The sequence below is a fragment of the Streptomyces sp. CB02400 genome, from assembly GCF_001905725.1.
GTDB classification, from domain to species: Bacteria; Actinomycetota; Actinomycetes; order Streptomycetales; family Streptomycetaceae; genus Streptomyces; species Streptomyces atrovirens.
Map to the genome: position 1 here is coordinate 1 of NZ_LIWB01000002.1, position 22,647 is coordinate 22,647.

Below are 22,647 nucleotides of genomic sequence, written 5' to 3' on the forward strand. Positions count from 1 at the left end.
GGACGCCGCCGAACAAATATTGAGAAAGCCCCCGTGCCATTCGGCACGGGGGCTTTCTGCGTTTCAGGGCCTACGGAGCCGACGGGGCCTTCGAAACCCCAGCCCGCCGCCCTCGTGAATCACAGACGCCCAGCCGCCTTCAAAGCCAGATACGCGTCCGCCAGTGCCGGCGCCAGTTCCTCCGGAGTCGCGTCCACGACCGTGACGCCATGGCGGCGGAGTTGCTCCGCGGTGCGGACGCGTTCCGTGTGGGCCTGGGCTGCCGCCGCTGCCTCGTACACCGCGTCGGTGTTTCCGCGCGCCTTGGCCATCTTGGCGATGTGCGGGTCCGCCACTGAGGCAAGGAGAACCGTGTGGCGCTGGGTCAGTCGGGCCAGGACGGGCAGCAGGCCCTCCTCGATGGGCGCGGCGTCGAGAGTGGTGAGCAGCACGATCAGCGACCGGCGGGGAGCCGTACGGAGCGCCGTCGCCGTCAGCCCCCGGGCGTCGGTTTCGACGAGCTCGGGTTCGAGGGTGGCCATGGCGTTGACGAGGGACGGAAGGACGTCGCCCGCTGTGCGGCCCTGCACGAGGGCGCGCAGGCGACGGTCGTAGGCCAGGAGGTCGACGCGGTCGCCGGCACGGGAGGCGAGGGCCCCGAGGAGCAGGGCCGCGTCCATGGAGGCGTCCAGGCGGGGAGCGTCGCCGACACGGCCCGCGGAGGTGCGGCCGGTGTCGAGGACCAGCAGGATGTGACGGTCGCGTTCGGGACGCCAGGTGCGTACCGCGACCGCGGACTGGCGGGCGGTGGCACGCCAGTCGATGGAGCGGGTGTCGTCGCCGGGAACGTACTCGCGCAGGCTGTCGAACTCCGTTCCCTCGCCTCGGGTCAGCACGCTGGTGCGGCCGTCCAGTTCGCGCAGCCGGGCCAGTTTGGACGGCAGGTGCTTGCGGCTGGTGAAGGGCGGGAGGACGCGTACCGTCCACGGGACCTTGTGGGCGCCCTGGCGGGCGAAGAGGCCGAGGGGGCCGTAGGAGCGGATGGTGACGCGGTCGGCCCGGCGGTCGCCGCGGCGGGTGGGGCGCAGGCGGGTCGTGACGCGTCGGCGTTCACCCGGGGGGATCGTCAGGCGGTGGCGGGAGGCCGTCATCTCCGTACCGGGCTGCCAGCTGCTGGGCGGCCAGGCGTCGCGGATGCGGGCGCGCAACGGGCGGTTGGACGAGTTGGTGATCGTCAGGGTGACGTCGGCGGTGTCGCCCAGGCGTACCGAGGTGTCGCCGGAACGGGTCAGGCCGAGGCGGCGTACGGGGGCGGCCAGGGCGAAGTCGCAGGCGCAGGCCACCGCCAGCGGGGCGTTGACGGCGAGGATGCCCGTCCAGCCGGGTTCCCAGATGCCGACCGGTAGGGAGCCGAGGGCCGCGAGCAGGGCGGCGCGTCCGGTGAGTGCCATCAGCGGGGGACGGGGACGTGAGCGAGGATCGCGTTGATGACCGAGTCGGTCGTGACGCCTTCCATCTCGGCCTCCGGGCGGAGCTGGACGCGGTGGCGGAGCGTGGGCAGGGCGAGGGCCTTCACGTCGTCGGGGATGACGTAGTCGCGGCCGGTCAGCCAGGCCCACGCGCGGGCGGTGGCCAGGAGCGCGGTGGCCCCGCGCGGGGAGACGCCGAGAGTGAGGGACGGCGACTCGCGGGTGGCGCGGCAGATGTCCACGACGTAGGCGGTGATCTCGGGGGAGATCGTCGTTTCGGCGACCGCGCGGCGGGCGGCTTCCAGGTCGGCGGCGTTCGCGACGGGGCGTACGCCGGCGGCGCGCAGGTCGCGCGGGTCGAAGCCCTCGGCGTGGCGGGTGAGGACGTCGATCTCGTCCTGGCGGGAGGGCAGCGGGATGGTCAGCTTGAGGAGGAAACGGTCCAGCTGGGCCTCGGGGAGGGGGTAGGTGCCCTCGTACTCGACCGGGTTCTGGGTCGCGGCGACCAGGAAGGGATCGGGCAGGGGGCGGGGGGTGCCGTCGACCGTGACCTGGCGTTCCTCCATGGCCTCCAGGAGGGAGGACTGGGTCTTCGGGGGCGTGCGGTTGATCTCGTCCGCGAGGAGGAGGTTGGTGAAGACCGGGCCGGGCTGGAAGGAGAACTCGGCGGTGCGGGCGTCGTAGACCAGGGAGCCGGTGACGTCGCTCGGCATCAGATCGGGGGTGAACTGGACGCGCTTGGTGTCGAGTTCCAGGGTGGCCGCGAGGGCGCGGACGAGGAGGGTCTTGGCGACGCCGGGGACGCCTTCGAGGAGGACGTGGCCGCGGCAGAGCAGGGCGACGACGAGGCCGGTCACCGCGGGGTCCTGGCCGACCACGGCCTTGGCGATCTCGGCACGCAGGGCCTCCAGGGAGGCCCGGGCGGCGGCCGGGTCCCCGGTGTGCGCGGCGTTGTCAGTGGTCGGGTCCATCATGGACGGCGTACCTCTCTTTCGAGGGCGTCGAGGTGGTCGGCGAGCTGGATGAGTGCTGCGTCGTCGCCCGGGGGCGGGCCGAAGAGGAGGGTGTGCAGGGACTGTCCGTCGCCCTGGAGGTGGGCGGACAGCGCGGGGAGCAGGGCCTCGGGCGCGTGCGCCTGGGACACGGGGATGCCTACGAGGGGGGCGAGGCGCGTGCGGGTGGTGGAGCGAAGAGCGGTGGCCGCGCGGTCGCGGGCGTTCGCCTTGCGGTAGAGGCGGGCGCGGCCTTCGACGGTTTCGGAGGCGCGGATCGCCACGGGGAGTTTCTCGGGCACCAGGGGGCCGAGCCGGCGTGCCCGCCAGAGGGCGGCCAGTGCTGCCGCGATGAAGAGTTGCAGGGTGCCCCACAGCCAGCCGGAGGGGAGCAGGTCGAAGAAGCCTCGCTCGCCCTCTTCGGAGGCGGCGGAGGCGTCGGCGAGCGAGGGGAGGTACCAGACCAGATGGGGGCGGGAGCCGAGGAGTTGGAGGGCGAGCGAGGCGTTGCCGTGCTCGTCGAGGCGGTCGTTGAGGAGGATGTCGGGCGCGCCGAGGAGGACGGTGTCGCCGTCGCTGTCGCCGGAGGAGCCCGGAATGCGCAGCAGGGTGGCGAGGCGCTCGCTGGGGTAGCACTCGTCGGCGGTGAGGTGGGTGGTGGTGTAGCGGATGCCGCCCAGGTCGGCGGTGCCCGCGCGGCGGGCGGCGGGCAGGTCGCAGTCGGGGGAGAGGGTGGAGTCGAAGCTGGTGGCCGGGTCGGCGGTGACGCCGGGGGCGAGTCGTTCCACGGAGGCGCTGCCGGCGGAGACCAGGACGGTGCGGCCGCCGGAGCCGGTGGTGGCGGAGTGCAGCCGGGACTGCTGGGGTCCGGTCAGGAGATCGGGGACGGCGACCAGGAGGGTCGTGTCGGGGCCGGCCGCGGCGATGGCCTCGTCGAGGGTGGTGACCACGCGCGTGTCCACCCCGCGGTCGGCGAGGAGTTCGGCGACGGCGCGGCTGCCGTAGGGGTCGGCGGAGCGCGGGTCGAGTTCGCCGTGCCGGGCGTCGGAGCGGACCACGGCGATGGCGACGGCCGCCGCGATCAGCAGCACCAGCGCCAGGGCGATGCCTCGCGCGCGGGTCCACACCTGGCGGGCGGTGGGCGAGGCCGAGGTGGACGGGAGCGTGACCTCGGTCGTCATCCGGCGGCTCCCTGGCGGGCGTTGGTGTCCGTGCTGTGGGTGCTGCTGCCGTCGGCCGTGAGCTGTGGTTTGGTGCGTTCCAGGTCGTGGTCGAGTTCGGCGAGCCGGCGGTACGACTGTTCCGTGGCGGCCCGTCCGCCGTATGTGACGTCGTCGAAGGCGCGGGCGGCGGTGTGCAGCCGGTCGGTGTGGGCGGGCAGGGCGCGGCCGGCCTCCGCGGCGGCCTCGTCGGCGGTGCGGCCGGGGCGGAGGTCGAGCAGGGCGCGTTCCTCCAGGGCGCGGACGAGGGCCCGCATGCGTTCCTGGACGGCCTGGTTCCAGTGGCCCTGGGCGGCGTGCGCCTCGGCTGCCGCGCGGTGTTCGGCGGCGCTGCGGGGGCGGTCGTCGAACAGGGCGGGGGCCGAGGTCGGTTCGCGGCGCGGGGTGCCCAGGCGCCACCACAGGGCGCCCAGGACGGCGATCACGGCCGCGATGACGACGACCAGGCCGAGTGCGCCGCCGGGTGTCGCGGTGGAGGCGGCGCCGAACAGCTTGCCGACCCATTCCCAGAAGGTGTCGAGGGCCTGCTGGAACCAGCTGGGGTCGTTCTCGTGGTACATGCCCTTGGACAGTTCGCGCCGGGCCGCCTCACGCGCGGGGTCGCGCGGGATGGTGACGGGCGGCTCGTCGTCGCCGCGCAGCAGCAGGCGTACGGCGGTGTCGGCAGCCGTGGGCAGCGCCTGTACGGATGTGAGAACTCCCCCCGTGGCGGTCACGCCATCAGCTCCCCGGGGTGGTGCCGGGGCCGGGGCCCTGGACGCCGGCGGCGCGGGCCAGTTCGAGGTCGAGGGCCTCGCGGCGGATGCGCTGGTCGACGTAGAGGAGCACGGTGACGCCGGCCGTGATCGGGAACGTGATCATGGCGCCGATGACCGAGCCGATGCCGCTGACGATGAGGAACGTCCAGCCGATGTCGCCGCCGGCGCTGTTGAGGAAGCCGGAGACGCCGTCGCCGCCGACGGCCGCGGCGAGGAAGGTGAAGGGGATGACGATGATCGACGCGACGACGTTCGCGATGATCGTGGCGAGCAGTTGGATGCCGAAGATCCGCCACCAGGAGCCGCGCACCAGTTTGGCGGAGCGGCTCATCGCCTTCACGATGCCCTGCTTCTCCAGCATCAGCGTGGGCGAGGCCAGCGACAGGCGGATCATGAGCCACAGGGTGACGACGACGGCGCCGACCAGGCCCAGGACGGTGAGGGGGACGCCCGCCCCGCCGCCCGCGGCGAGGGTGACGAGGAAGCCGGGCAGTGCGCCGACGGCCATGATGACGGCGGTGATGAGCAGCAGCAGGCAGATCAGGCCGAACAGCTTGACGATCTGGGGGCGCGCGTCGCGCCAGGCCTCGCCGGTGGTGACCGACCTGCCGAGTACCGCGCGGCTGGTGACGGTCGTGAGCAGGGCGGTGGCGGCGACGGTGCCGACCAGGGTGACCAGGAAGACCACGCCGGAGTTGAGCAGGGCGTCGCCCATGGCGTCGGTCAGTTCGCCGAGGGTGGCGCTGGGGTCGTCGAGGACCGCGGTGCTGGAGTTGTCCAGGACGAGGCCCTGGAGCAGCACGACGACGATCTCGGTGAGGACGGCGACGGTCAGCGAGATGCCGAGGACCGTGCGCCAGTAGGTGCGCATGGTGGAGACGGCGCCGTCGAGGATCTCGCCCACGCCGAGCGGGCGGAGCGGGATGACGCCGGGCTTGGCCGCGGGCGGGGGGCCTCCCCAGCCGCCGCCCCAGTTGCCTCCCCAGGCGCCGTACCCACCGGGTCCGCCGGGGCCTCCGTGGCCGCCGTGGCCGCCGTGACCTCCGGGTCCGCCGGGGGGCGGGGTGCCCCAGCCCTGGCCGGGCGGCGGCGGAGGCGGGGGCGCCTGGCCGGGATCCGTGGGTCCGGGTTGGCCGGTGGGGGCGGACCACTGGGCGGGCGGTGGCTGTTCCTTCGACCACTTCACGCCCGGGTCCTGCGGGGCCTGGCCCGGCTGCTGGGGCCGGTCCGGACGGTCGGCGGGCTCGGCAGGGCCGGACGCGCCCGGTTCCTGCCCTTCGGACGGGGCGGATCCGGGCGAGGCCCAGCCCGGAGTGTCGTTCATCGTCGCTCCTTCACGGTGCCCGTCCGCGGTCGCGGCGGCAGCTTGGCTGCCATCGTGCCATGGGGTGGTCATCAACCGACCTGCCGAGGTGAGGGCTGCGTACCTTCAATTGTCCGCGCGACAGGGGGCAGACTGGCCGCATGGCTGATCAGTACGCACACAGCGGCGACAACAAACGGCCGACCGAGATCCCGGCGCTGCGCTGGGAGGAGCCGCCCGAAGGCCCCGTCCTGGTCCTGCTCGACCAGACGAGGCTGCCTGCCGAGGAGGTCGAACTCGTCTGTACGGATGCGCCGGCGCTGGTGGAGGCGATCCGCTCGCTCGCCGTGCGCGGTGCTCCCCTGCTGGGCATCGCGGGAGCCTACGGCGTCGCGCTCGCCGCCGTACGGGGCTACGACGTGGACGACGCGGCGGCGGCGCTGGAGAGCGCCCGGCCCACCGCGGTGAACCTCGCCGTCGGCGTACGCCGGGCGCACTCCGCCCACCAGGCCGTCCTCGCCCGCGGCGGGGACGGCCGGCAGGCGGCCGGGGCCGCGCTGGCCGCGGCACGGCAGCTGCACCGGGAGGACGCCGAGGCCAGTGCCCGGATGGCCGAGCACGGGCTGGCGCTCCTCGACGAGCTGCTGCCCGGCGGCGGGCACCGGATCCTCACGCACTGCAACACCGGTTCGCTGGTGTCGGGCGGCGAGGGGACGGCGTTCGCGGTGGCGCTGGCGGCGCACCGGGTGGGACGGCTTCGGCGCCTGTGGGTGGACGAAACGCGTCCGTTGCTGCAAGGTGCTCGCCTGACGGCGTACGAGGCGGCCCGCAGTGGCATGGCGTACACCCTGCTCACCGACAACGCGGCGGGATCGCTGTTCGCGGCGGGTGAGGTGGACGCGGTGCTCGTCGGCGCGGACCGCATCGCGGCCGACGGCTCGGTGGCGAACAAGGTGGGGAGCTATCCGCTCGCGGTGCTCGCGCGGTACCACCATGTGCCGTTCGTCGTGGTGGCACCGGTGACGACGGTGGATCCTCGGACGCCGGACGGGGCGTCCATCGAGGTGGAGCAGCGTCCCGGTCATGAGGTGACCGAGGTCACGGCACCGCAGGTGCCGGTGGCCGGAACGGAAGCAGGAGGGGGGATTCCGGTGGCGCCCCTGGGGACCCAGGCGTACAACCCGGCGTTCGATGTGACACCGCCGGAGCTGGTGACGGCGATCGTCACCGAAGAAGGTGCCGTTTCGCCCGTGACGGCCGAGGCTCTGGCCACGCTGTGTGCCAGGTCACGCCAGGTCACGATTAGCTAATGGGATGATGTCGTTTATGAAGGGACGAGTCCTTGTCGTCGACGACGACAGCGCACTGGCCGAGATGCTCGGCATCGTGCTGCGCGGTGAAGGTTTTGAGCCGTCTTTCGTAGCCGACGGCGACAAGGCGCTGGCCGCTTTCCGCGAGGCCAAGCCCGATCTGGTCCTCCTGGACCTGATGCTGCCCGGCCGGGACGGCATCGAGGTGTGCCGCCTGATCAGGGCGGAGTCCGGGGTGCCGATCGTGATGCTCACGGCGAAGAGCGACACCGTCGATGTCGTGGTGGGCCTGGAGTCCGGGGCCGACGACTACATCGTGAAGCCGTTCAAGCCGAAGGAGCTGGTGGCCCGTATCCGGGCGCGGCTGCGCAGGTCGGAGGAGCCGGCGCCGGAGCAGCTCGCCATCGGCGACCTGGTGATCGACGTGGCCGGGCACTCCGTGAAGCGGGACGGGCAGTCGATCGCGCTGACGCCGCTGGAGTTCGACCTGCTGGTCGCGCTCGCCCGCAAGCCGTGGCAGGTGTTCACCCGCGAGGTCCTGCTGGAGCAGGTCTGGGGCTACCGCCACGCGGCGGACACCCGGCTGGTGAACGTGCATGTGCAGCGGCTGCGCTCCAAGGTCGAGAAGGACCCGGAGAAGCCGGAGATCGTGGTGACCGTCCGTGGTGTCGGATACAAGGCAGGACCGAGCTGACATGTCCGGTGACAGTGCCGCTTCGGCGCCCGGCCGGTCCGGGAGCCGTCCGGGGCGGCCTGTCGGCCGGAAGACCCCGGGCTCCCGCTGGGGGCGCCTGCTCGACGGCGGGCTGCTGCAGGGCGGGGTCCAGGGCAGCCCGGTGATCCGGCTGTTCGTGCGCTGGGTGCGCCGCCCGCTGCTGCCCGTCATGCGGCTGTGGCGGCGCAACATCCAGCTCAAGGTCGTCGCCACCACACTGCTGATGTCGCTGGGCGTGGTCCTGCTGCTGGGCTTCGTCGTCATCGGCCAGGTGCGCAACGGTCTGCTGGACGCCAAGGTGAAGGCGTCGCAGAGCCAGGCCACCGGTGGATTCGCGGTGGCCAAACAGCAGGCCGAGGAGGCCGTGAGCGTCACGGGCGACGACGGCGCGGCGGTGGACGGCCGTTCCTCGCAGAGCGTCATCCAGTGGATGAGCGACCTCGTGGAGTCGCTCTCCAGCGGCGGCCAGGGCGCCTTCGACGTGGTGACCCTGCCCGCGGGCGACGAGAGCGGCAGCGGGCGCGGACCGCGCGCCTCCGGTGAGGTCAACCCGACGGCGAGTGTGCCGGCGGCGCTGCGGGAGAGGATCGACACCAGCGCGTCGGCGGCCCAGAGCTACACGCGCATCGTCTACGACACCAACAAGCCCTCCCAGCCCGGCCTGGTCATCGGCAAGCAGGTCAACGACCCCAACGGCGACCCGTACCAGCTGTACTACCTCTTCCCGCTCACCCAGGAGGAGAAGTCGCTGAGCCTGGTCAAGGGCACCCTGGCGACCGCCGGGCTGTTCGTCGTCGTACTCCTCGGGGCGATCGCCTGGCTCGTGGTGCGCCAGGTCGTCACGCCGGTGCGGATGGCGGCCGGGATCGCCGAGCGGCTGTCCGCGGGGCGGCTGCAGGAACGCATGAAGGTCACCGGCGAGGACGACATCGCGCGGCTCGGCGAGGCGTTCAACAAGATGGCGCAGAACCTCCAGCTGAAGATCAACCAGCTCGAGGACCTGTCGCGGATGCAGCGCCGGTTCGTGTCGGACGTGTCGCACGAGCTGCGGACGCCGCTGACGACGGTGCGGATGGCCGCGGACGTCATCCACGAGGCGCGCGAGGACTTCGACCCGGTGACCGCGCGGTCGGCGGAGCTGCTCGCCGACCAGATCGACCGGTTCGAGTCGCTGCTCGCGGACCTGCTGGAGATCAGCCGGTTCGACGCGGGCGCGGCGGCGCTGGAGGCGGAGCCGATAGACCTGCGTGAGGTCGTACGGCGGGTGGTCAGCGGGGCGGAGCCGCTCGCCGAGCGCAAGGGCACGCGGATCAGGACCGTCGGCGACCAGCAGCCCGTCGTCGCCGAGGCCGACGCGCGGCGCGTGGAGCGCGTGCTGCGCAACCTGGTCGTCAACGCGGTGGAGCACGGCGAGGGCAGGGACGTCGTCGTCAAGCTCGCCGCGGCCGGCGGGGCGGTGGCGGTGGCCGTGCGCGACTACGGCGTCGGGCTCAAGCCCGGTGAGGCGACCCGGGTCTTCAGCCGCTTCTGGCGGGCCGACCCGGCACGCGCGCGTACCACCGGCGGTACGGGACTGGGGCTGTCCATCGCCCTGGAGGACGCGCGGTTGCACGGCGGCTGGCTCCAGGCGTGGGGCGAGCCGGGCGGCGGCTCGCAGTTCCGGCTGACGCTGCCCAGGACCGCGGACGAGCCGCTGCGGGGGTCGCCGATACCGTTGGAGCCCAAGGACTCGCGGCGCAACAGCGGGCCGGACGACGCCGGTCTGCCGCGCGGCGGCGGGGACGACGAGAAGCGCGCGACGGTGTCGGCGCGGCAGGCGGGCACCGACGGGCCGGCGCGGGATCCGTTCGCGCTGAGGCCGGCGACCGTCACCCCGACGGCCGACCCCACCGCACTGCCCGGCAACGGCGCACGCGTGGTGGCCCGGCCCGCCCCACCGGTACGGACGGGCAGCACGCGGATGACGCCGGGGGCACAGAACACGACCGCGGGCGGCGATGACGGGTTCCCGGAGACCGGCGGCGGTTCCGGGGGACGGCCGGACGACGGGCACGACAGGGGTGCGGAGGCTTCCGCCGCGAGCGGCGAGGGCTCGGGCCAGGGGGTGCGGGCCGGGCACGGTGGCTCCGCGCGGGAGCCGGACGCCGGCCGTGGCGGGGGTTCGGGGGCGTCGGCCGCGGGGAGCGGCGACGGCGCGGACGGTGGCCGTGGCCGGGACCCGGAGACCGGCCGGGAGTCGGAGCGCGGGGCCGGGGCGGCCGGTGACGAGGACGGTCGGAGTGTGGCGCGGGATGCGGACAGGGACGGGGAGGCTTCGCGTGGGCGGCGGTGAGCGCGGCCGGAGGGCGCGGGTGCGGACGGCGGCGTACGTCGCCAGTGGGGCCGTTCTGCTGGCCGGGTGCGCCTCCATGCCCGACAGCGGGGATCTGCGGGGCGTCGAGTCGACGCCGCGGCAGGACACACAGGTGCGGGTGTTCGCCATGCCGCCCAGTGAGGACGCCACCCCCACACAGATCGTGCAGGGCTTCCTGGAGGCGCTGACCAGCGACGACCCCGACTACAAGACCGCGCGCCAGTATCTGACCCGTGAGGCGGCGAAGACCTGGAAGCCGGAGCTGTCCACCACCGTGCTGTCGGACGGGCCGGGCGCCCAGGCCGACAGCACGGACCAGCAGGACACCGGTTCCCTGTCCTACACGCTGACCGGGACCAAGGTCGCCACGGTGGACGCGCAGCAGTCGTACGCGCCCGCCTCAGGGCCCTACGACGAACTGGTGCACCTCACGAAGGACGCCAAGAGCGAGCAGTGGCGCATCGACACGGTGCCGCAGGGCGTCGTCATGGGCAAGTCGGACTTCCAGCGCAACTACATGTCCGTCAACAAGTACTACTTCGCCTCGGACAGCGCGGGGGCGGCGCCGATGACGGTCGCCGACCCCGTCTACGTGCGCAGTCACGTGGACCCCACGACCCAGATGGTGCGCTCCCTCGTCGAGGGGCCCACGACCTGGCTGGACCCCGCCGTCAGGACCGCCTTCCCCGCGGGGACGGCGTTGCGGAAGGGCGCCGGCCCGCTGACCCCGGACGACCGGGGCAGACTGACCGTGCCGCTCAACGACAAGGCGGCCGAGGTCGACACCGGCCGGTGCGAGGAGATGGCGGCCCAGCTGCTGTTCACGCTGCGCACGCTCAGCCCCGCGGTGGACGAGGTCGAGCTGCGGGCCGGCGGCGGGCAGTTGTGCTCGCTCGCCCGGAACGGGGTCGAGCTCGTCGCCACCCGGGGCGCGCTGGACTCGCCCGACCACCTGTACTTCGTCGACGACAAGCACCGGCTCGTGCGGATCACCGCGGGCAGCAGCGACACCGAGCCCGCGCCGGTGCCCGGTGCGCTGGGCGAGGGCGAGAAGGCGCTGCGGTCGGTGGCGGTCGCCCGGGACGAGCGGACCGCGGCCGGGGTCTCCCTCGACGGCAGGTCGCTGTTCGTCGCCTCGCTGGTGTCGGGGAGTTCCCTCGGGGAGCCCGTGCTGAGCAGTACGGGCAAGACCGAGGACGACAGGCTGACCACGCCCAGCTGGGACGCGCAGGGCGGACTGTGGGTGGCCGACAGCGACCCCGCGGACCCTCGGCTGTACCTCCTGGAGGAGGGCGCGGGCGAGCCGGTCCAGGTGCGGACGCCGGGGCTGGACGGCCGTGTGCGGGCGGTCCGGGTGGCCGCCGACGGGGTGCGGATCGCGCTCGTCGTGGAGAAGGACGGCCGGAGTTCCCTGGTGATCGGGCGGATCGACCGGAACGGCGGAACGGGTGAGCAGCCGGTGGTCACCGTGCTGGACCCGCGCTCCGCGACGCCGGTGCTGGAGCAGGTCACGGCCATGTCCTGGGCCGGGGACAGCCGGCTCGTGGTGGTCGGACGCGAGCAGGGAGGCGTGGAGCAGATGAAGTACGTCGAGGTCGACGGCTCCACGCCGGACGTGCCGCCGCCCGCCGCCCTGACCGGCGTCAAGGCCGTCACCGCCTCCGAGGACGAACAGGCGCCGCTGATGGCGTACTCGGTGGACGGGATCGTACGGCTGCCCTCGGGGGCGCAGTGGCAGAAGGTGGCGGAGGGGACCGCGCCGGTCTATCCGGGGTGAGCCGGGCCGGCCGGACCCGTCCCCCGGGTTATCCACAGGGGTGGCCGGGTGCGGCGGTCGTTGGCACAGTGGTCCCATGCGGGACTGGTGGCAGGACCTCACCGACCTGGTGCTCCCGGCCGAGTGCGGCGGCTGCGGCAGACCTCGTACGGTGCTCTGCGCCCGGTGCCGTACGGCGCTGAGCGGGGCCGTGCCGTGCCGGGTGCGGCCGGTGCCCGAGCCGGCCGGGCTGCCGTCGGTGCATGCGGCGGCCCGGTACGCGGACGAGGTGCGCGCCACTCTGCTGGCCCACAAGGAGCGGGGCGCCCTGGCCCTCTCCGGGCCGCTCGGCGAGGCGCTGGCGGGAGCGGTGCGGGCGGGACTGGCAGCGGTCCGTGCGCCGTGCGCGGGCGGCGGTCCGGTGCTGCTCGTCCCCGTTCCCTCCGCGCGGCGGGCGGTGCGGGCGCGCGGGCATGACCCCGCCCGGCGGATCGCGTACGCGGCGGCGGGTGAGCTGCGGCGGGCAGGGGTACCCGCACGAGTGCTTCCCGCACTGCGGCAACGGCGGGACGTGGCCGACCAGTCGGGGCTCGGCTCCCGGCAGCGGCTGGCCAATCTCGCGGGCGCGCTGACGGTGGCGCCGGGGTGCGGCCGGCTGCTTTCGGCAGGCCGGGTCGTCCTGGTCGACGACCTGATGACGACCGGGGCGTCGCTGGCCGAGGCGGCGCGCGCCGTACGGGCGCGGCCGTGGGCCGAGTCACCGGATCGGGGCGCCGAATCGAGTATTCCGGGGCCCGCGCTCGTGTACTGGGGTGAGACATGGGAAAGGAGAGGGGAACAGCGGAGCGGACCAGTTCAACAGCGGGCGGGTCGGCGGCAGGGCCGGCCGCCGGTCACGGCGGGCGCGGGCAGCGCCGACGCGATGTGCGCGGCCGTCGTCGCGGCATCTCCGGACGCTTTCGAAATAAACCGGAACTGACTGAGAACGTGCGTCGTTACAGGTAATGAGAGGGTTAATTCACGAGAATGGAGGTATGGCGCGGTAGAGGGTGACGACATCCGTCCGGGCGAGATATGTTCGGTTGTGAGGGAAAGCCGCAGGCCACACCTCTCGAATCCGTTTGCCGTGCTGCGGGTTTTTCGTCATCACCCGTGCCGGTGGAGTGGAGATCTCGCCGATGGGGGAGGAGGTGGACGTCACCGAGTCCGAGGTTCCGGACGTCACCGGAACCTGGTGCAAAAGGGAGACGCTCCGCACCGAGGCGGAGTGATCCGGGAACGGAGTTCTGCGTGGACATCGTCGTCAAGGGCCGCAAGACCGAGGTGCCCGAGCGGTTCCGGAAGCACGTGGCCGAGAAGCTGAACCTGGAGAAGATCCAGAAGCTCGATGGCAAGGTGATCAGCCTCGACGTCGAGGTGTCCAAGGAGCCCAACCCCCGACAGGCCGACCGCAGCGACCGGGTGGAGATCACGCTCCGCTCCCGCGGTCCGGTGATCCGGGCGGAGGCAGCGGCGAGCGATCCGTACGCGGCGCTCGACCTGGCAGCGGAGAAGCTGGACGCCCGGCTGCGCAAGCAGCACGACAAGCGATTCTCGCGGCGCGGTGCGCGCAGGATCTCGGCCGCCGAGGTCCCCGACCACGTCCCGGGCGCGGCGACACTCAACGGGGCCGGCGCGAGTTCCGTCGTGGAGGAGCCGGAAGGCGTCCCCACCAAGAAGATCGGCTCCCTGGAAGTCCAGGGTGAGGGGCCCCTGATCGTCCGTGAGAAGACCCACGTGGCAGCGCCCATGACGCTCGACCAGGCTCTCTACGAGATGGAGCTGGTCGGGCACGACTTCTATCTGTTCATCGACTCCGAGACCAAGGAACCCAGTGTCGTCTACCGGCGGCACGCCTACGACTACGGCGTGATCCACCTCAGCACGGACACGATGGTCACCCAGACGCAGTCCCCCGAGGCGGGCGGGACGCTCGGCGGCTGACCCGCCGCGTGACGGCCGAGCCGGTGCCCCTGGTGCGCGTGTGCGCCCCCAGGGGCACCGGTGTGCGACCACTCGGCGCGCACACCGGCACCCCGGTGGCGGCGGGGCATGGAATCATGGCTGCAACGGCCCAACCGGTGGGCCGCTGCCTTGGGTTGGCGATGGTCAGGACCACAGGCCACAGCCTTCAGGGGGAGGAACGATGGCGGACAGCTTCGGACCGATGCGTGACGGGGGCGCCGACGACGGCGTCGTCGGCATGGGCCCGGACGCGGACACACCACGCAAGGAGCCGATCAGAGTCCTTGTGGTGGACGACCACGCGCTGTTCCGCCGCGGACTGGAGATCGTGCTCGCGGCCGAGGAGGACATCCAGGTCGTCGGCGAGGCGGGGGACGGCGCGGAGGCGGTGGAGAAGGCGGCCGACCTGCTGCCCGACATCGTCCTGATGGACGTGCGGATGCCCAAGCGGGGCGGGATCGAGGCGTGCACCTCCATCAAGGAGGTCGCCCCCAGCGCGAAGATCATCATGCTGACGATCAGCGACGAGGAAGCCGATCTCTACGACGCCATCAAGGCGGGCGCGACCGGTTATCTCCTCAAGGAGATCTCCACGGACGAGGTGGCCACCGCCATTCGCGCGGTGGCCGACGGACAGTCGCAGATCAGCCCGTCCATGGCGTCGAAACTGCTCACCGAGTTCAAGTCGATGATCCAGCGCACCGACGAGCGCCGGCTGGTGCCCGCGCCCCGGCTGACGGACCGTGAACTCGAAGTCCTCAAGCTGGTGGCCACGGGAATGAACAACCGCGACATCGCCAAGGAACTGTTCATCTCCGAGAACACCGTGAAGAACCACGTGCGCAACATCCTGGAGAAGCTCCAGCTGCACTCCAGGATGGAGGCGGTGGTCTACGCGATGCGGGAGAAGATCCTCGAGATCCGGTGACGGCGCCCCGCGTCAGGCCAGGGACCGGGCGAGCTCCAGGGTGAGGGCCTCGCGCAGCTCCGGTGCGTCGACCCGCTCCACGCGCACGTCCGTGCAGTCCACCCAGCCCGCCGCCTCGACCAGGGCCTGGGCCGCGGCGGGGACCGCCTTGCGGCCGTCCAGGGTGACCTGCTTGGCCACCAGCGTGCGGCCCTCACGGGCCGGGTCGACCCGGCCGACGAGCCGGCCGCCCGCGAGGACGGGCATCGCGAAGTAGCCGTGCACCCGCTTGGGCTTGGGCACGTAGGCCTCCAGGCGGTGGGTGAAGCCGAAGATCCGCTCCGTGCGCGCCCGTTCCCAGACCAGGGAGTCGAACGGGGACAGCAGCGTCGTACGGTGCCGGCCGCGCGGCGGTGTCGCCAGGGCCTCCGGATCGGCCCAGGCCGGCTTGGACCAGCCCGCCACCGTGACCGGGACCAGGCCCGAGTCGTCGATCACCGCGTCGACCTGGTCACCCCTGAGGCGGTGGTAGTCGGCGATGTCCGCGCGCGTGCCCACGCCGAGGGACCTACCGGCCAGGCGGACCAGACGGCGCAGGCACTCGGCGTCGTCCAGCTCGTCGTGCAGCAGCTCCGTGGGGATCGCCCGCTCGGCGAGGTCGTAGACCCGCTTCCAGCCGCGGCGCTCGACGCACACCACCTCGCCGTACATCAGGGCGCGCTCGACGGCGACCTTGGTGCCGGACCAGTCCCACCACTCGCTGGTGCGCTTGGCGCCGCCCAGCTCCGTGGCCGTCAGGGGGCCCTCCGCGCGGAGCTGCTTGATCACCTGGTCGTACACGCCGTCGGGGAGCTCGTGGCCCCAGAGCGGGCGGGCGCGGTAGGCGCGGCGGCGGAAGGCGAAGTGAGGCCACTCCTCGACGGGGAGGATGCACGCGGCGTGCGACCAGTACTCGAACGCGCGCGGCGGCTGGGAGTCCGCCTTCCAGTACGCCTCCTCCACGGTCCGGCGCCCCACGGAGCCCAGACGGGCGTACGGGATGAGCTCGTGGGAGCGGGCGAGGACGGAGATGGTGTCGAGCTGCACCGCGCCCAGATGGCGGAGGACGCCCCGGACACCCGAGCGGCGGTCCGGGGCGCCGAGGAATCCCTGGGCCCGCAGGGCGATGCGGCGGGCCTCGTCTGCCGTCAGTTCCGTGGTCGGACGCGGAAGAGTCGTCATACGTCCGCACGATAGAGGGCGGCACTGACAACGGCGGCGGGCCCGGGGCTCATCCCTGCCCGGGAACGTAGGGCGCCGTGGAGGGAAGTCCCAGGTCGGACGGGAGCAGGGAGCCCACCCAGCCGTCCCGCAGCACTCCCTTGTTGCTGAGCGAGGAACGCAGGACGCCCTCGATGGTGAAGCCCGCGCGCTCCGCCACCGCGCGGGAGGCGGTGTTGCCCACCTCCGCGCGCCACTCCACGCGGTCGACCGACATCCGGGTGAAGGCCCAGCGGGAGGCGGCGAGGGCGGCCTCGGTGATGTAGCCGTTGCCGCGGTGCTCCTTCGCGCACCAGAAGCCGATCTCGCCCGTCCCCAGGGAGCGCATGGTGATGCCGAGCATCCCCGTGAGCTCCCCGGTGGGCAGGAAGACGCCGAAGGTGAACATCGAACCGTTGGCCCACCCGTCGGGAGCGATCTGCTCCGTGAAACCCCGCGCGTGCTCCGGAAGGTACGGGGAGGGGATCGTGGTCCAGCGCTGGATGTCCGGATCCTGGCAGATCGCGTACACGGTGTCGGTGTCCTGAGGGCCGACCGTGCGCAGCAGGAGGCGGTCGGTGGTGAGCGTGACGGGTTCCATCGGCCGATTCTGCTCGCGCGGGGGCGAACGGCGCCATCCCTTTCGCGGTGCGTGAGGCGATGATCACCCTTCGCGCAATTCGCCGGCGTGAGGCGGCACCATCCGAGGGGCCCGGACGTTCTCCTTTTGAAGCAGCCGTGAAACGGATAGGAAGCAGCCGACGGTCACCCCCGCGGCAGGCCTCCCGGCGCGGCGGGGTCCTCGCATACGATGGCCGTTGCTCAGTCAGTGAAATGGAAACCGACCGTCCCAGGCCCGACCGGCAAGGAGACCAACCCCCGTGTCCGTCCTCTCGAAGATCATGCGTGCAGGCGAAGGCAAGATCCTGCGCAAGCTGCACCGCATCGCGGACCAGGTCAACTCCATCGAAGAGGACTTCGAAGGCCTCTCCGACGCCGAGCTGCGGGCCCTCACCGATGAGTACAAGCAGCGGTACGCCGACGGTGAGAGCCTGGACGACCTGCTCCCCGAGGCGTACGCCACCGTCCGCGAGGCCGCCAAGCGCGTCCTGGGCCAGCGGCACTACGACGTCCAGCTCATGGGCGGCGCCGCCCTGCACATGGGCTACGTGGCCGAGATGAAGACCGGTGAGGGCAAGACCCTCGTCGGCACCCTGCCCGCGTATCTGAACGCCCTGTCCGGTGAGGGCGTCCACATCATCACGGTCAACGACTACCTGGCCGAGCGCGACTCCGAGATGATGGGCCGCGTCCACAAGTTCCTGGGTCTGACCGTCGGCTGCATCCTCGCCAACATGACCCCGGCCCAGCGCCGCGAGCAGTACGCGTGCGACATCACCTACGGCACGAACAACGAGTTCGGCTTCGACTACCTGCGCGACAACATGGCGTGGTCGAAGGAGGAGCTCGTCCAGCGCGGGCACAACTTCGCCATCGTCGACGAGGTCGACTCCATCCTCATCGACGAGGCCCGTACGCCGCTGATCATCTCCGGCCCGGCCGACCAGGCCACCAAGTGGTACGGCGACTTCGCCAAGCTGGTCAAGCGCCTCAAGCGCGGCGAGCCCGGCCAGCCGCTCAAGGGCATCGAGGAGACCGGCGACTACGAGGTCGACGAGAAGAAGCGCACGGTCGCCATCCACGAGTCCGGTGTCGCCAAGGTCGAGGACTGGCTGGGCATCGACAACCTGTACGAGTCGGTGAACACCCCGCTCGTGGGCTACCTGAACAACGCCATCAAGGCCAAGGAGCTCTTCAAGAAGGACAAGGACTACGTCATCATCGATGACGAAGTCATGATCGTGGACGAGCACACCGGCCGTATCCTCGCCGGCCGCCGCTACAACGAGGGCATGCACCAGGCCATCGAGGCGAAGGAAGCGGTGCCGATCAAGGACGAGAACCAGACCCTCGCCACGATCACGCTGCAGAACTTCTTCCGCCTCTACAAGCGCCACGACCACGACGGCAAGGAGCAGCCGGGCCTGTCCGGCATGACCGGTACGGCGATGACCGAGGCCGCCGAGTTCCACCAGATCTACAAGCTCGGCGTGGTGCCCATCCCGACCAACCGGCCGATGGTCCGCAAGGACCAGTCGGACCTGATCTACCGCACCGAGGTCGCCAAGTTCGAGGCGGTCGTCGACGACATCGAGGAGAAGCACCGCAAGGGCCAGCCGATCCTCGTCGGCACGACCTCGGTGGAGAAGTCCGAGTACCTCTCGCAGCAGCTCAGCAAGCGCGGCATCCAGCACGAGGTGCTGAACGCCAAGCACCACGAGCGGGAGGCGTCGATCGTCGCCCAGGCCGGCCGCAAGGGCAGTGTCACCGTGGCCACCAACATGGCCGGCCGTGGTACGGACATCAAGCTCGGCGGCAACCCCGAGGACCTCGCCGAGGCGGAGCTGCGTCAGCGCGGTCTCGACCCCGAGGAGCACATCGAGGAGTGGGCGCACGCCCTGCCCGAGGCCATCGAGCGGGCCGAGGCGGCGGTCAAGGCCGAGAAGGAAGAGGTCGAGCGGAACGGCGGCCTGTACGTCCTCGGCACCGAGCGGCACGAGTCGCGGCGCATCGACAACCAGCTGCGCGGTCGTTCCGGCCGTCAGGGCGACCCGGGCGAGTCCCGCTTCTACCTCTCGCTCGGTGACGACCTGATGCGGCTGTTCAAGGCGCAGATGGTCGAGCGCGTGATGTCCATGGCGAACGTGCCGGACGACGTGCCGATCGAGAACAAGATGGTCACCCGCGCGATCGCGTCCGCGCAGTCGCAGGTGGAGACGCAGAACTTCGAGACGCGCAAGAACGTCCTGAAGTACGACGAGGTCCTCAACCGGCAGCGCGAGGTCATCTACGGCGAGCGGCGCCGTGTCCTGGAGGGCGAGGACCTGCAGGAGCAGATCCAGCACTTCATGGACGACACGATCGACGCCTACGTCCAGGCGGAGACCGCCGAGGGCTTCCCCGAGGACTGGGACCTGGACCGGCTGTGGGGCGCGTTCAAGCAGCTGTACCCGGTGAGCGTCACCATCGAGGAGCTGGAGGAGACGTCCGGCGACCGGGCCGGGCTGACGGCCGAGTTCATCTCCGAGTCCATCAAGGACGACATCCGCGCGCAGTACGAGTCCCGTGAGACGCAGCTCGGTTCCGAGATCATGCGTGAGCTGGAGCGCCGGGTCGTGCTGTCGGTCCTGGACCGCAAGTGGCGCGAGCACCTCTACGAGATGGACTACCTCCAGGAGGGCATCGGCCTGCGCGCGATGGCGCAGAAGGACCCGCTGGTCGAGTACCAGCGCGAGGGCTTCGACATGTTCACCGCGATGATGGACGGCATCAAGGAGGAGTCCGTCGGCTATCTGTTCAACCTGGAGGTCCAGGTCGAGCAGCAGGTCGAGGAGGTCCCGGTCGAGGAGGCCAAGCCGGTGGCCGACCTGGAGAAGCAGGACGCGGTGCCCGCGCAGGCGGGTCCGCGCCCCGAGATCCGGGCCAAGGGGCTCGACGCCCCGCAGCGGCGGAACCTGCACTTCTCCGCGCCGACGGTGGACGGCGAGGGCGGCACCATCGAGGGTGACTTCGCCACCGACGACGAGCCGGTGCGCTCCGAGGCGGACGGTCTCACGCGCGCGGAGCGCCGCAAGCAGGCGCGGGGCGGGCGTCGCCGCAAGAAGTGAGCGTCGCTCCACGAGGAGCGGCTGTGAGCAGGCCGAGGGCCGGACACCCCCAGGTGGTGTCCGGCCCTCGACCGTTTCTCGGGTGCGCTCAGCGGGTGTCCGCTCGGTGCGCCCGCGGGCCGCCCAGCTCCACGGCGGTGCAGCGCCAGCGCAGGTCCCGGCCCTGTTCCAGCCGGAAGGCCATGGCGCGCAGCCTGTCCCCGGCCCCGATCCGGGCGAACGCCTCGATGGCGCCCTCGCGGGGCTCGAACCAGCCGATGTCGCGTACGACGGGACGGACGCCCCGGGTACGCAGTGGCCCGCGCTCGGCCAGCCGGATCAGCTCGTCGTAGGCCTGCCCGGCGGTGTGGCGCAGCATCGCGTGCACGGGGCGCTGCCCGCTGAGAACGGCGAGCAGCAGCTCGGCGAAGCGGTCGGTGGGCCCCGGCTGGGGGACGACGGGACGGAGGGGAGCCCGGTCGGTGACGCGCGGGCGGGCACCGGCCGACTCCCGGGTGCCCCGTGCAGCCGGCACCGGCGAAACGGCCCGCCGGCCCGCGCGGCCCGGCGGACGGTTGTCGGCGGGCCGGGTCGGAAGAGCCGCGGCGGCCGGCCGGCGCCCGCCGGGAGAGGGGGCGGAGACGGCCCTGCCGGTGGGGATACGGGGTGGTGCGGTACCCGTGGGGGACGGGGTCTCGTCGGGGGAAAGGGCGGGTGCGGGCCGGCCCGCGGGAGTGCGGGGTGGTGTGGTGGCCGCGGGGCGGCGGGGGTCTCGGCGGGTGGGGGGACGGTGGGCGGGGCGGTGTTGGGCTCTGGTCATGACCTTGTGCATGGGGGACCCCGTTCGATGGACCCGGGGCGGCCGGGGGTGGCGTACCGGGCGGTAACTTCGTGGTTGGGGATCTTGTACGGGGGTGGGCGGTGCGGTGGCAAGGAGGCGGAGGGCGGGCCGGAAAGGCAGGGGAATTCACCTATCAGGGTGGTTCAGGGGGTCCTCGGCCCCATGCTCACGCGGGCGTACCGGGTGAATTCCCGGACGTGAGTGGACGCGGCCGAGGGTGTGGGCGGGGACTCGATGGGGGACGCCCGCACGTATCCTGAAGGCCCTTTGGAGCTCCGATCACACGAAAGCGGCCGACCATGCGCGTCTACGTCCCCCTGACCCTCCCCGGGCTCGCCGAGGCGTACCGGACGGGTGCGCTGGGCGACGGGCCGTTCCTCGCGTACGCCGTGACGCCCGCGCTGCGCGAGTGGTACCTCTCCGACGACATCGAGGAGCTGGAGTACGCCGCGCTCAGCCGCGCCGCGCTGGCCTCCCTGCGGCTGCTGGCGGCGGACGCCGGTGCGCCGCGCCGCCGGGTCGTGGTCGCCGTGGACGTGTCCGACGGCGCAGCCTCGACCGACCCCGGCCGGGGTCTCGATCCGGCCGCCCTCGGTGAGGTGCGGGTCGCCGGCGCCGTACGGCTGGCCAAGGCGGCGGCGGTGCACGTGGACGCGGCGGACGCGGAGGCGGACGTGACGGCCGCCGCCGACGCGCTGCCCGCGGCGGACGGCGGGGACGACGACGCGCAGTACACGGTGGACGGCGCGGAGGACCACGAACTGCTCTGGTACGCCACCCAGGAGATCCCCAACCTGGTGGGCTGACCTGCGGGTCTCCTCATTGTCAGTGGGGGCGGGTACGTTTTCGGGCATGGGGATGCACACGGACGCGCACATCGTGTGGGACTGGAACGGCACGCTGTTCCACGACGTCGACGCGGTCATCGGGGCGACGAACGCGGCCTTCGCCGAGCTGGGCCTGGAGCCGCTCACACTGGAGCGGTACCGGGAGCTGTACTGCGTGCCGGTGCCCAAGTTCTACGAGCGGCTGATGGGGCGGCTGCCCAGCGCGGCCGAGTGGGAGCTGATGGACTCCACCTTCCACCGCCACTACACGGAGCACCACGTGCGGTGCGGGCTCGCCGAGGGCGCGGTGGAGCTGCTGACGGGGTGGGCGTCGGCCGGCCGCAGCCAGTCCATCCTCAGCCTGTACGGGCACGAGGACCTGGTCCCGCTGGTGCGGGGCTTCGGGATCGAGGCGCACTTCATACGGGTCGACGGGCGGACCGGACCCTCCGGGGGCGGCAAGGCGGAGCACATGGTGCGCCACCTCCGCGCGCTGACCGGGGTCGACCCGGCGCGCACGGTGGTGATCGGCGACGCGGCCGACGACGCGGTGGCTGCGCGGCACGTGGGGGCGCGGGCGGTGCTGTACACCGGGGGGTCGCATGGGCGGGCCAGTCTGGAGGCGGTGGGGGTGCCGGTGGTGGACACCCTGCGCGAAGCCGTCGCGGAGGCGGAGCGTCTGGCGGCGGCCTGACAGGACCCTGGGCTCCTTGCACCGGGCCCTGGCGTGGGGCTGGGCGGGGGTGTTGCGCAGCCCGGCGTCGAAGGGTGCCGCTGCGCCCACCCGTGCCGCCCCAGCGGCGCGACTGCCCGCAGCTACGGCGGCGCGGCTGCCCGCGGCTACGGCGGCGCGGCTGCCTGTAGCTGTGTGGGCCCGGCGAGGGCAAAGTGCACTGTGCAGAACGTCAAAGTTCACGGCCTGGTTTTGTACACATACGGCTCATGACGGGGGGCCTGTAAGGAGAGATAGCCTTGGTGGCGTGATCAGCGCGATAGCTCGCGGGGACCTCGGTGTCCCTGCTGTGCGCCCGGAGAACACGGACGACATCCGTGACCGGGTGACGGTCGCTGGTCTTCGCGGGCGGCACGGGGCCAAGAGGGCACCCGGGACGCGGCGCACCTCCCGGGGAAAGGCGTCGCAGAGAGCGACGTCACACCCGTCGGACGCGTCGAATTCGGCCGAGAAGCCCCCGCTCCTCTCACCTCACGGCATAGCGTCGGCACAGACCGGACACCCCGTGTCGTACCACCGCACCACGAGGTCGGA

General features: G+C 72.2%; 18 protein-coding genes. 10 read left to right on the forward strand and 8 right to left on the reverse strand.

Annotation, left to right across the window (positions count from 1 at the left end; all coding sequences use genetic code 11):
• Nucleotides 1-119 precede the first annotated feature (119 nt).
• Genes AMK33_RS05120 through AMK33_RS05140 form a run of 5 tightly spaced genes read right to left on the reverse strand, consistent with a single transcriptional unit; the run spans nucleotide 120 to nucleotide 5,742 of the window.
• A complete protein-coding gene (locus AMK33_RS05120) occupies nucleotides 120-1,430 on the reverse strand; it encodes a DUF58 domain-containing protein (RefSeq protein WP_073931542.1) in 1,311 nt (436 codons plus the stop codon).
• The gene (locus AMK33_RS05125; RefSeq protein ID WP_107425022.1) at nucleotides 1,430-2,419 is read right to left on the reverse strand and encodes an AAA family ATPase; all 990 of its coding nucleotides are present in this window, start codon (nucleotides 2,417-2,419) and stop codon (nucleotides 1,430-1,432) included. The genes AMK33_RS05120 and AMK33_RS05125 overlap by 1 nt, the downstream gene beginning before the upstream one ends.
• Nucleotides 2,419-3,621 carry a DUF4350 domain-containing protein gene (locus AMK33_RS05130; RefSeq protein ID WP_073931544.1) on the reverse strand — a complete coding sequence of 401 codons (1,203 nt, stop codon included), beginning with the start codon at nucleotides 3,619-3,621 and terminating at the stop codon, nucleotides 2,419-2,421. Before AMK33_RS05130 ends, AMK33_RS05125 begins: the two co-directional genes overlap by 1 nt.
• Complete coding sequence (locus tag AMK33_RS05135; protein ID WP_073931545.1) at nucleotides 3,618-4,376, reverse strand: DUF4129 domain-containing protein; 759 nt, start codon at nucleotides 4,374-4,376, stop codon at nucleotides 3,618-3,620. Before AMK33_RS05135 ends, AMK33_RS05130 begins: the two co-directional genes overlap by 4 nt.
• A gap of 4 nt (nucleotides 4,377-4,380) precedes the next feature.
• Entirely contained in the window at nucleotides 4,381-5,742 is a 1,362-nt protein-coding gene (locus AMK33_RS05140; protein WP_073931546.1) for a proline-rich domain-containing protein, read from the reverse strand.
• A gap of 140 nt (nucleotides 5,743-5,882) precedes the next feature.
• Between AMK33_RS05140 and mtnA the strand changes: the two genes are divergently transcribed.
• From mtnA to AMK33_RS05175, 7 genes are all read left to right on the forward strand, one after another.
• On the forward strand, nucleotides 5,883-7,031 hold the full coding sequence (gene mtnA / locus AMK33_RS05145; RefSeq protein WP_073931547.1) for an S-methyl-5-thioribose-1-phosphate isomerase: 1,149 nt from the start codon (nucleotides 5,883-5,885) through the stop codon (nucleotides 7,029-7,031).
• A gap of 4 nt (nucleotides 7,032-7,035) precedes the next feature.
• The gene (mtrA, locus tag AMK33_RS05150; protein WP_004930665.1) at nucleotides 7,036-7,725 is read left to right on the forward strand and encodes a two-component system response regulator MtrA; all 690 of its coding nucleotides are present in this window, start codon (nucleotides 7,036-7,038) and stop codon (nucleotides 7,723-7,725) included.
• 1 nt (nucleotide 7,726) lies between these two features.
• A complete protein-coding gene (gene mtrB / locus AMK33_RS05155) occupies nucleotides 7,727-10,078 on the forward strand; it encodes an MtrAB system histidine kinase MtrB (RefSeq protein WP_235617985.1) in 2,352 nt (783 codons plus the stop codon).
• Complete coding sequence (locus tag AMK33_RS05160; protein WP_073932037.1) at nucleotides 10,038-11,876, forward strand: LpqB family beta-propeller domain-containing protein; 1,839 nt, start codon at nucleotides 10,038-10,040, stop codon at nucleotides 11,874-11,876. Before mtrB ends, AMK33_RS05160 begins: the two co-directional genes overlap by 41 nt.
• Before the next feature lie 76 nt (nucleotides 11,877-11,952).
• A complete protein-coding gene (locus AMK33_RS05165; protein WP_073931548.1) occupies nucleotides 11,953-12,834 on the forward strand; it encodes a ComF family protein in 882 nt (293 codons plus the stop codon).
• Between the two features lie 311 nt (nucleotides 12,835-13,145).
• Nucleotides 13,146-13,838, forward strand: a complete 693-nt coding sequence (gene hpf / locus AMK33_RS05170) for a ribosome hibernation-promoting factor, HPF/YfiA family (protein ID WP_073931549.1) — start codon at nucleotides 13,146-13,148, stop codon at nucleotides 13,836-13,838.
• Between the two features lie 202 nt (nucleotides 13,839-14,040).
• A complete protein-coding gene (locus AMK33_RS05175; protein WP_073931550.1) occupies nucleotides 14,041-14,787 on the forward strand; it encodes a response regulator in 747 nt (248 codons plus the stop codon).
• 12 nt (nucleotides 14,788-14,799) lie between these two features.
• On the opposite strand, the gene AMK33_RS05180 is transcribed toward AMK33_RS05175, so the two are convergent.
• Nucleotides 14,800-15,987, reverse strand: coding sequence for a winged helix-turn-helix domain-containing protein (locus AMK33_RS05180; RefSeq protein ID WP_073931551.1), 1,188 nt, complete (start codon nucleotides 15,985-15,987; stop codon nucleotides 14,800-14,802).
• 49 nt (nucleotides 15,988-16,036) lie between these two features.
• On the reverse strand, nucleotides 16,037-16,606 hold the full coding sequence (locus AMK33_RS05185) for a GNAT family N-acetyltransferase (RefSeq protein ID WP_073931552.1): 570 nt from the start codon (nucleotides 16,604-16,606) through the stop codon (nucleotides 16,037-16,039).
• Between the two features lie 280 nt (nucleotides 16,607-16,886).
• Between AMK33_RS05185 and secA the strand changes: the two genes are divergently transcribed.
• Nucleotides 16,887-19,733: a preprotein translocase subunit SecA gene (gene secA, locus AMK33_RS05190; protein WP_073931553.1), complete on the forward strand. Its 2,847-nt coding sequence runs from the start codon at nucleotides 16,887-16,889 to the stop codon at nucleotides 19,731-19,733.
• Between the two features lie 88 nt (nucleotides 19,734-19,821).
• Here the strand turns inward: secA and AMK33_RS44865 are convergent, their stop codons facing one another.
• Nucleotides 19,822-20,247 carry an Rv3235 family protein gene (locus AMK33_RS44865; RefSeq protein ID WP_327378514.1) on the reverse strand — a complete coding sequence of 142 codons (426 nt, stop codon included), beginning with the start codon at nucleotides 20,245-20,247 and terminating at the stop codon, nucleotides 19,822-19,824.
• A gap of 605 nt (nucleotides 20,248-20,852) precedes the next feature.
• Between AMK33_RS44865 and AMK33_RS05200 the strand changes: the two genes are divergently transcribed.
• Both AMK33_RS05200 and AMK33_RS05205 read left to right on the forward strand, forming a co-directional pair.
• Nucleotides 20,853-21,359 carry a DUF6912 family protein gene (locus AMK33_RS05200; RefSeq protein WP_073931555.1) on the forward strand — a complete coding sequence of 169 codons (507 nt, stop codon included), beginning with the start codon at nucleotides 20,853-20,855 and terminating at the stop codon, nucleotides 21,357-21,359.
• Nucleotides 21,360-21,405: 46 nt separating this feature from the next.
• Complete coding sequence (locus AMK33_RS05205; RefSeq protein ID WP_073931556.1) at nucleotides 21,406-22,074, forward strand: HAD family hydrolase; 669 nt, start codon at nucleotides 21,406-21,408, stop codon at nucleotides 22,072-22,074.
• The last annotated feature ends 573 nt before the right edge of the window (nucleotides 22,075-22,647 follow it).

Excerpts from the sequence above, each read along its gene's own strand:
- mtrA (WP_004930665.1), top strand. The coding sequence starts at position 7,036 with ATGATGTCGTTTATGAAGGGACGAGTCCTTGTCGTCGACGACGACAGC.
- mtnA (WP_073931547.1), top strand. The coding sequence starts at position 5,883 with ATGGCTGATCAGTACGCACACAGCGGCGACAACAAACGGCCGACCGAG.
- AMK33_RS05120 (WP_073931542.1), bottom strand. The coding sequence starts at position 1,430 with ATGGCACTCACCGGACGCGCCGCCCTGCTCGCGGCCCTCGGCTCCCTA.
- AMK33_RS05205 (WP_073931556.1), top strand. The coding sequence starts at position 21,406 with ATGGGGATGCACACGGACGCGCACATCGTGTGGGACTGGAACGGCACG.
- AMK33_RS05185 (WP_073931552.1), bottom strand. The coding sequence starts at position 16,606 with ATGGAACCCGTCACGCTCACCACCGACCGCCTCCTGCTGCGCACGGTC.
- AMK33_RS05200 (WP_073931555.1), top strand. The coding sequence starts at position 20,853 with ATGCGCGTCTACGTCCCCCTGACCCTCCCCGGGCTCGCCGAGGCGTAC.
- AMK33_RS05180 (WP_073931551.1), bottom strand. The coding sequence starts at position 15,987 with ATGACGACTCTTCCGCGTCCGACCACGGAACTGACGGCAGACGAGGCC.
- AMK33_RS05165 (WP_073931548.1), top strand. The coding sequence starts at position 11,953 with ATGCGGGACTGGTGGCAGGACCTCACCGACCTGGTGCTCCCGGCCGAG.
- AMK33_RS05160 (WP_073932037.1), top strand. The coding sequence starts at position 10,038 with ATGCGGACAGGGACGGGGAGGCTTCGCGTGGGCGGCGGTGAGCGCGGC.
- AMK33_RS05130 (WP_073931544.1), bottom strand. The coding sequence starts at position 3,621 with ATGACGACCGAGGTCACGCTCCCGTCCACCTCGGCCTCGCCCACCGCC.
- AMK33_RS05125 (WP_107425022.1), bottom strand. The coding sequence starts at position 2,419 with ATGGACCCGACCACTGACAACGCCGCGCACACCGGGGACCCGGCCGCC.
- AMK33_RS05175 (WP_073931550.1), top strand. The coding sequence starts at position 14,041 with ATGGCGGACAGCTTCGGACCGATGCGTGACGGGGGCGCCGACGACGGC.
- mtrB (WP_235617985.1), top strand. The coding sequence starts at position 7,727 with ATGTCCGGTGACAGTGCCGCTTCGGCGCCCGGCCGGTCCGGGAGCCGT.
- AMK33_RS05140 (WP_073931546.1), bottom strand. The coding sequence starts at position 5,742 with ATGAACGACACTCCGGGCTGGGCCTCGCCCGGATCCGCCCCGTCCGAA.